The organism is Bacillus cereus group sp. BfR-BA-01523 (assembly GCF_022662615.1).
GTDB lineage: Bacteria > Bacillota > Bacilli > Bacillales > Bacillaceae_G > Bacillus_A > Bacillus_A mycoides.
Window position 1 is genome coordinate 252,496 of the sequence record NZ_JAKUDX010000006.1, and the last position, 6,476, is coordinate 258,971.

A 6,476-nucleotide genomic window follows, 5' to 3' on the forward strand; every position below is an offset into this window, starting at 1 on the left:
ATGTTATGTTTAGTGTCAATAGATGTTAGCTTTTCTTACATGATTTTTTTGTGAATTTTTTCATTTTTTTCTAATGGCACAAATCATTACTTTCACACGAAAAAAGCTGCCGAAATCGACAGCTTTCCTTTAAGAAATTGTTAATAGTTTTTTTTCAATTAACGCATCAATCGCAGAACAAATCGCAATCTTTACATGCGAATAAGTTAACCCACCTTGCACGTAAGCAACATAAGGCGGACGAATCGGACCATCAGCCGACAGCTCAATACTTGCACCTTGAATAAACGTCCCCGCAGCCATAATTACATCATCTTCATAACCCGGCATATAGTTTGCATATGGAGTGAAATGAGAATTAATTGGAGATGCATATTGAATCGCTTGACAGAACGCAATCATACGATCTTTATCATCAAATTGAACAGACTGAATTAAATCTGTTCTTGGTGCATTCCAAGCTGGTGATGTATTCATCCCTAACTTTTCTAAAAATGCAGCTGTAAAAATCGCACCTTTTAGCGCTTGTCCCGCTACATGCGGCGCTAAGAAGAAACCTTGATACATTTCTTGCAGACTGTATAAAGATGCCCCTGCTTCCGCACCGATTCCTGGAGATGTTAGACGATATGCACACGCTTCAACATACTGCTCTTTACCAACAATGTAACCACCAGTTTTAACAATTCCACCGCCAGGATTCTTAATAAGAGAGCCTGCCATTAAGTCCGCACCAACATGACATGGCTCTTCTTCTTCAATAAATTCGCCATAGCAGTTATCTACAAATACAACAACATCAGGTTTAATCTCTTTCACAAACGCAATCATCTCTTTAATTTGTGAAACAGTAAACGACGGACGAGTAGCATATCCTTTTGAACGCTGAATACCAATCATCTTCGTATTACTATGGATCGCAGCTGCAACAGCTTCAAAGTCTACAAATCCCTCTTCAGTTAACGGAACTGCGTTATAGCCAATATTATATTCTTTAAATGAACCTACACCTTTTCCGCGTACACCAACGATTTCTTCTAACGTATCATATGGTTTTCCTGTTATGTATAGCAGTTCATCTCCTGGACGTAAAATACCGAATAGAGCTGTCGAAATTGCGTGAGTACCTGAAATAATTTGTGGACGAACAAGACCCGCTTCTGCCCCAAATACATCAGCATACACTTTTTCTAACGTGTCACGACCAATATCATCATAACCATAACCTGTCGTCGGAATAAAATGCGAATCGCTAATTTTATGTTTACGAAAACTTTCTAATACACGAAATTGGTTGCTCTCAATCACTTCATCCACATGTTTATGTACTTCTGTAATTTGACTTTCTACTTCTTTTACAATTGGAGCAATTTTTTCTCCATTTTTCAAACGATCAAACATTATTTTCTCCTTCTTCCACTAAAAATCTCTTTAATTGCCCCTTAAGCGATGAATGAGCAAATATATACCCTGTACAATCATATACAAATTTATCTTCTAGAAACTCCATTTTAGTTAATATTGTTTCTGTCTTTAAAAGCGTTAATAACCTACCTTCACTCGGAGGGATTTCCACTTGATAATCATCCATTTCTTCCTTCATCTTCGTTTCTAGCGCTTCTTTTATACGCAATAAATCACTTTCTTCAAAAGCACTAGTCATTAAGAAATCACTTTTCGGAAATGGAATGAAGTTTTGATGCAATTTATCTTTTTTATTATATAACGTAATAATAGGAATATGATTAATTTCAAGGTCCGACAATAATTGCTTTACTGTCTGCTCATGTCCTACATAATTAGGATCTGCTGAATCAACAACATGTAAAATAACATCCGCTTCCCCAACTTCTTCTAACGTAGATCGAAAAGCAGCAATTAGTGACGTAGGTAAATCTTGTATAAAACCAACCGTATCAGTCAAAAGCACTGTATAACCAGAAGGTAACGGCATCTTTCTTGTCGTCGGATCTAGCGTTGCAAACAATAAGTTTTCTTCAAACGTATCAGCTTCCGTTAATCTATTAAACAACGTAGATTTCCCTGCATTTGTATACCCAATTAACGCAACTTGAAACACTTTATTATCTTTTCTTCTCTCACGATATCTCTTTCGATGCTCCACAACAACCGCAAGTTGTCTCTTTATTTCATCAATACGAGATCGAATATGACGACGATCTGTCTCAAGCTTCGTCTCTCCTGGTCCCCTTGTACCAATTCCACCACCAAGACGTGATAAAGCAAGACCTTGTCCCATAAGGCGCGGCATTGTATATTGCAATTGAGCTAATTCTACTTGAAGCTTACCCTCTCTCGATTTCGCACGTTGCGCAAAAATATCTAGTATTAACTGCGTTCGGTCAATCACTCTCGCATCTAATACTGAAGATAAATTCCGAATTTGACTTGGTGTTAACTCATTATTAAAAACAATAACAGCTGGTTCTAATTCTTCCGTCAACGCTGCAAGCTCTTCTAGTTTACCTTTTCCTATATAAGTCGCCGGATGAAACTTCGGGCGCTTTTGCGTCGTTGATACTAACACTTCCGCTCGCGCAGTTTTCGCTAGCGATGCAAGCTCTTTCATGGAATGCATAAATTTTTCATCATCATCTTGTGGCAATTGACAGCCAACTAATATGATTTTTTCTTTTTCTTCCATCAAATATGTTCACTCATCCTTTTCGAAATTTAAACCTTCTAATATAATAGCAGAGGAAGCACATTTCATCTAGTTAGCGGGGGAGAAAATTCATGGCATGGGAGATTTTTAGCATCATAGGCACAATCGCTTTCGCACTAAGCGGAGCCATTGTTGCAATGGAAGAGGATTATGATATTTTCGGGGTATATATTTTAGGAATGGCAACCGCATTTGGGGGAGGTGCCCTTCGTAATTTATTAATCGGTTATCCAATCGTCGCGTTTTGGCAACAAGACATGTTATTCCAAATCGCACTATTATCAATGACGATCATTTTTCTTTTTCCTAATAAATTAATTAAACATTGGAAAAAGTGGGAAAACATCACAGATGCCATCGGCTTATCAGCGTTCGCCGTACAAGGAGCTCTATACGCCCAAAAATTAAATTTACCAATTAGCGCTACAATTGTAGCTGCTGTTTTAACTGGCATTGGCGGCGGTATTATTCGTGATCTTTTAGCACGTAGAAAACCTCTCGTCCTTCGAGCTGATGTATATGCGTTTTGGACGATTTTAGCCGGTTTTTTGATTGGCGCTAAAGTCATCGTTAGCGATTGGGCTCTATACACTTTATTCATTTTAATTGTTTGCTTCCGCATGGTTTCTATTCATTACAAATGGCATTTACCACATAGACGCATCGATACAAAGGAGCGCTCAATGCATAAATAGCAATCTAACCTCTTTACATATCGTAAAGAGGTTTTTCTTTTCTAACGAGTTTTTCTTTACATAATGTTTATACTAATTTTTAAAGCGAGGTGAATGCAAATGACAAACCATGTTAATAAAGGAGTTCAAAAAAGCTCAGTAAACCAATTTGGACATGATCCAAATTCAGCGCACGAAAAGAGCGCTAAAATGGAACGTCTTCATAAAACTCACCAAGAAAAAGCAAAAAAAGAGTAAACGAACTTATGCATAAAAACAGACGCACAGTTTACGTACTGTGCGTCTCCTCTTCAAGCATTAAATCCATACTTGATATCCCAATTAAATCATATTTATCATACGTATCCTCTTGTAACAATCGCATAGCTTGTGTACGAATCGATTTTTCAACAATATTCCGTACGTATCGCCCATTACTAAACGATGTAATTTGCGACGAATACTTTACCGCATGTAAATGATCTCGAAATTTCCACTCCGCTTCTTTAGATAACTGATATTCACGCTCCTCATACATTCTCTTTCCAATTTCCAACAGCTGATTTACCGAGTAATCCGCAAATTCAATAATAAATGGAAAACGAGATTGTAACCCTGGATTTAATGAAAGAAAATGATTCATCTCTCTTGAATATCCAGCTAAAATTAATACAAAACCGTGCTGCTTATCTTCCATATGCTTCACAAGTGTATCAATAGCTTCCTTCCCAAAATCCTTCTCTCCCCCCCGTGCTAAAGAATACGCCTCATCAATAAACAAAATACCTCCCATGGCCTTTTTTATTAAATCTCTCGTCTTTTGCGCTGTATGACCGATATACTCCCCCACAAGATCAGCACGTTCTGCTTCAACTAAATGCCCCTTCGATAAAATATTCATCTCAAACAACAATTTCCCTATCATTCTAGCAACGGTTGTCTTCCCAGTACCGGGATTCCCCCTAAATAACATGTGAAGCACTTGCTTCTCAGATTTCAACCCCATCTCTTGTCTTTTTTTATTTACATAAATCCAAGCATAAATTTCTTTTATTATCTTTTTTATTTCATCCATCCCAACAAGCTTTCCCATCTCTTCTTCAATTCTCTGCAACATCTCATGTTTAGTAGTGGTTTCACTTGAAATTACCGTTTTATTTTCTGATGCCGGTAACGAAATTTTCTTTCGATGGTTTAATACAATATTAATTTGATTGTTATTTTTCTTACGCATCGATTGTTCCATACAATCACCTCATTTTATCCACTCACCAAATATTATTATTCCAGTCCCTCTTGCAAATGCCTATTTTCAGAAAAGTTTGCTATAATATAAGAAATAATCAAGGTGGTGGGACTATGGAAACAACGGAATTCCATGATACAATACAAGCCTTTTCTATTTTTTTATTGAATAAAGGCCGAAAGTCTTCAACCATTAAACGTTACGTTTATGACATTGAAGATTTTGGACATTGGTTAGAAAAAAACAAAAAGCTCCCTTCCAGTAATATATGGGCAACACTTTGTACAAAAGACTATGAAGATTACTTTTCAGACTTAAAAAAGAATCGACACTACTCTGAGAAAACAATGCATCGTGTATTTATTGTATTAAATAGAATGCATCATTTTCTTAACATTCCAAATCCATTGAATGATATGGAAATTACTATTCAACCAAACCGTGCATTGCGTAATGAAGATTTCATTTCATCCGATGAAGAAAAAAGATTAAAGCATATAGTCACTTCATTAGAAGGACTTTCAGAAAAACAGCGTCCCGTTCGTCCATTATTAATGGATCGTAATATCGCCATTTTAAGTATATTAATCGACTACGGACTATCCTTACAAGAGCTTACAGCATTAACTATGCATCACGTTCATTTTGAAACTAATACACTTTCTATTCCAGCAACCGCAGGAGTAGAAAGAACAATCACATTAGCAATCGAAGACAAAAAACAACTGTACACATATTATAAAAGTATTCCAGAACCAGTTCGTCCTAAATACCATAGTAATGACCCGTTGTTTGTTGCATTCGATTTTAACCGCGGAACATACAGATGGGTATACGAAAACGATGCACCAAAAGCACTAACAGAAATCGCTATCCAAAAAATGATCCGACTTGAAGTAGCAAGAGCGAATTTACGTAAAGGCATTTCTGGACAACATTTCCGGAACACGTTTATTTTACGCCTAATAAAAAAACAAACCCCAGAGCCAGAAATCATAAAATTAGTTGGCTTCAAATCAAAAATTTCACTAAAGCGATATTATCAATATGCTGAAAATAAAAAAAACGCCCTATAATAAGGCGTTTTTTTTATTTTTTTCTCGAAAGAATCCATTTCACTATGACCATTTAACTACTCTCTGCATCTACTATGATGAGTTTCGTTCACATTCTTATTAGAAAGGAGAGATTTAATGTCTCGCTTTAACGACAATCAAAATAAATACTCCAATCCATGCTTTCCAACTAGCGCTGGACGAATTCCAACTACCCCAACGATTCCAATTACTAAAGCGCAAATTAGAACATTCCGTGCAATCATTAACGATTTAATAAAAATAATCCCTAAACTTTTCGCCAATCCATCTCCCAAAAACATTGAGAATCTAATAGATACATTGCACCTACTAAGCAAATTCATCTGTTCACTAGACACTACTTCCGCTCTGAAAGCACAAGGATTAGCCATCATTAAAAACTTAATAACTATATTAAAAAATCCAACCTTCGTAGCAAGTGCTGTATTTGTTGAACTTCAAATTTTAATTAATTATTTACTTTACATTACAAAGTTATTCCGAATTGATCCTTGTACACTCCAAGAACTCCTTAAATTAATTGCAGAGTTACAAACTACTCTAGTTAATTCAGCTTCGTTCGGCAGAGGACCTACTGGACCTACTGGACCTAGAGGTAACACGGGCGCTACTGGTGCTACCGGTCCTAGAGGTAACACGGGCGCTACTGGTGCTACCGGTCCTAGCGGTACCACTGGCGCTACTGGTGCTACAGGTAACACTGGCCCAACTGGTGCGACCGGTCCTAGAGGTAACACGGGCGCTACTGGTGCTACCGGTCCTAGAGGTAACAC

At 37.1% G+C, this 6,476-nt stretch carries 7 protein-coding genes; 4 read left to right on the top strand and 3 right to left on the bottom strand.

Features of this window, described 5'->3' with window-relative positions:
- Positions 1-129 precede the first annotated feature (129 nt).
- Both MR066_RS18030 and hflX read right to left on the bottom strand, forming a co-directional pair.
- Positions 130-1,401 carry a methionine gamma-lyase family protein gene (locus MR066_RS18030; protein ID WP_002142781.1) on the bottom strand — a complete coding sequence of 424 codons (1,272 nt, stop codon included), beginning with the start codon at positions 1,399-1,401 and terminating at the stop codon, positions 130-132.
- The gene (gene hflX / locus MR066_RS18035; protein ID WP_133116710.1) at positions 1,394-2,665 is read right to left on the bottom strand and encodes a GTPase HflX; all 1,272 of its coding nucleotides are present in this window, start codon (positions 2,663-2,665) and stop codon (positions 1,394-1,396) included. Before hflX ends, MR066_RS18030 begins: the two co-directional genes overlap by 8 nt.
- A gap of 92 nt (positions 2,666-2,757) precedes the next feature.
- Here hflX and MR066_RS18040 point away from each other — a divergent pair, with 92 nt between their 5' ends.
- The gene (locus MR066_RS18040; protein WP_002014478.1) at positions 2,758-3,381 is read left to right on the top strand and encodes a trimeric intracellular cation channel family protein; all 624 of its coding nucleotides are present in this window, start codon (positions 2,758-2,760) and stop codon (positions 3,379-3,381) included.
- A 99-nt stretch (positions 3,382-3,480) separates the two neighbouring features.
- A complete protein-coding gene (locus MR066_RS18045; protein WP_242248032.1) occupies positions 3,481-3,618 on the top strand; it encodes a hypothetical protein in 138 nt (45 codons plus the stop codon).
- A gap of 31 nt (positions 3,619-3,649) precedes the next feature.
- On the opposite strand, the gene spoVK is transcribed toward MR066_RS18045, so the two are convergent.
- Complete coding sequence (gene spoVK, locus MR066_RS18050; RefSeq protein WP_002014481.1) at positions 3,650-4,606, bottom strand: stage V sporulation protein K; 957 nt, start codon at positions 4,604-4,606, stop codon at positions 3,650-3,652.
- Between the two features lie 113 nt (positions 4,607-4,719).
- Here spoVK and MR066_RS18055 point away from each other — a divergent pair, with 113 nt between their 5' ends.
- Together MR066_RS18055 and MR066_RS18060 are read left to right on the top strand one after the other, a co-directional pair.
- Entirely contained in the window at positions 4,720-5,682 is a 963-nt protein-coding gene (locus MR066_RS18055) for a tyrosine-type recombinase/integrase (RefSeq protein ID WP_002128613.1), read from the top strand.
- A 117-nt stretch (positions 5,683-5,799) separates the two neighbouring features.
- A partial coding sequence (locus MR066_RS18060; protein ID WP_242248033.1) for a collagen-like protein occupies positions 5,800-6,476 on the top strand: 677 nt, incomplete at its 3' end.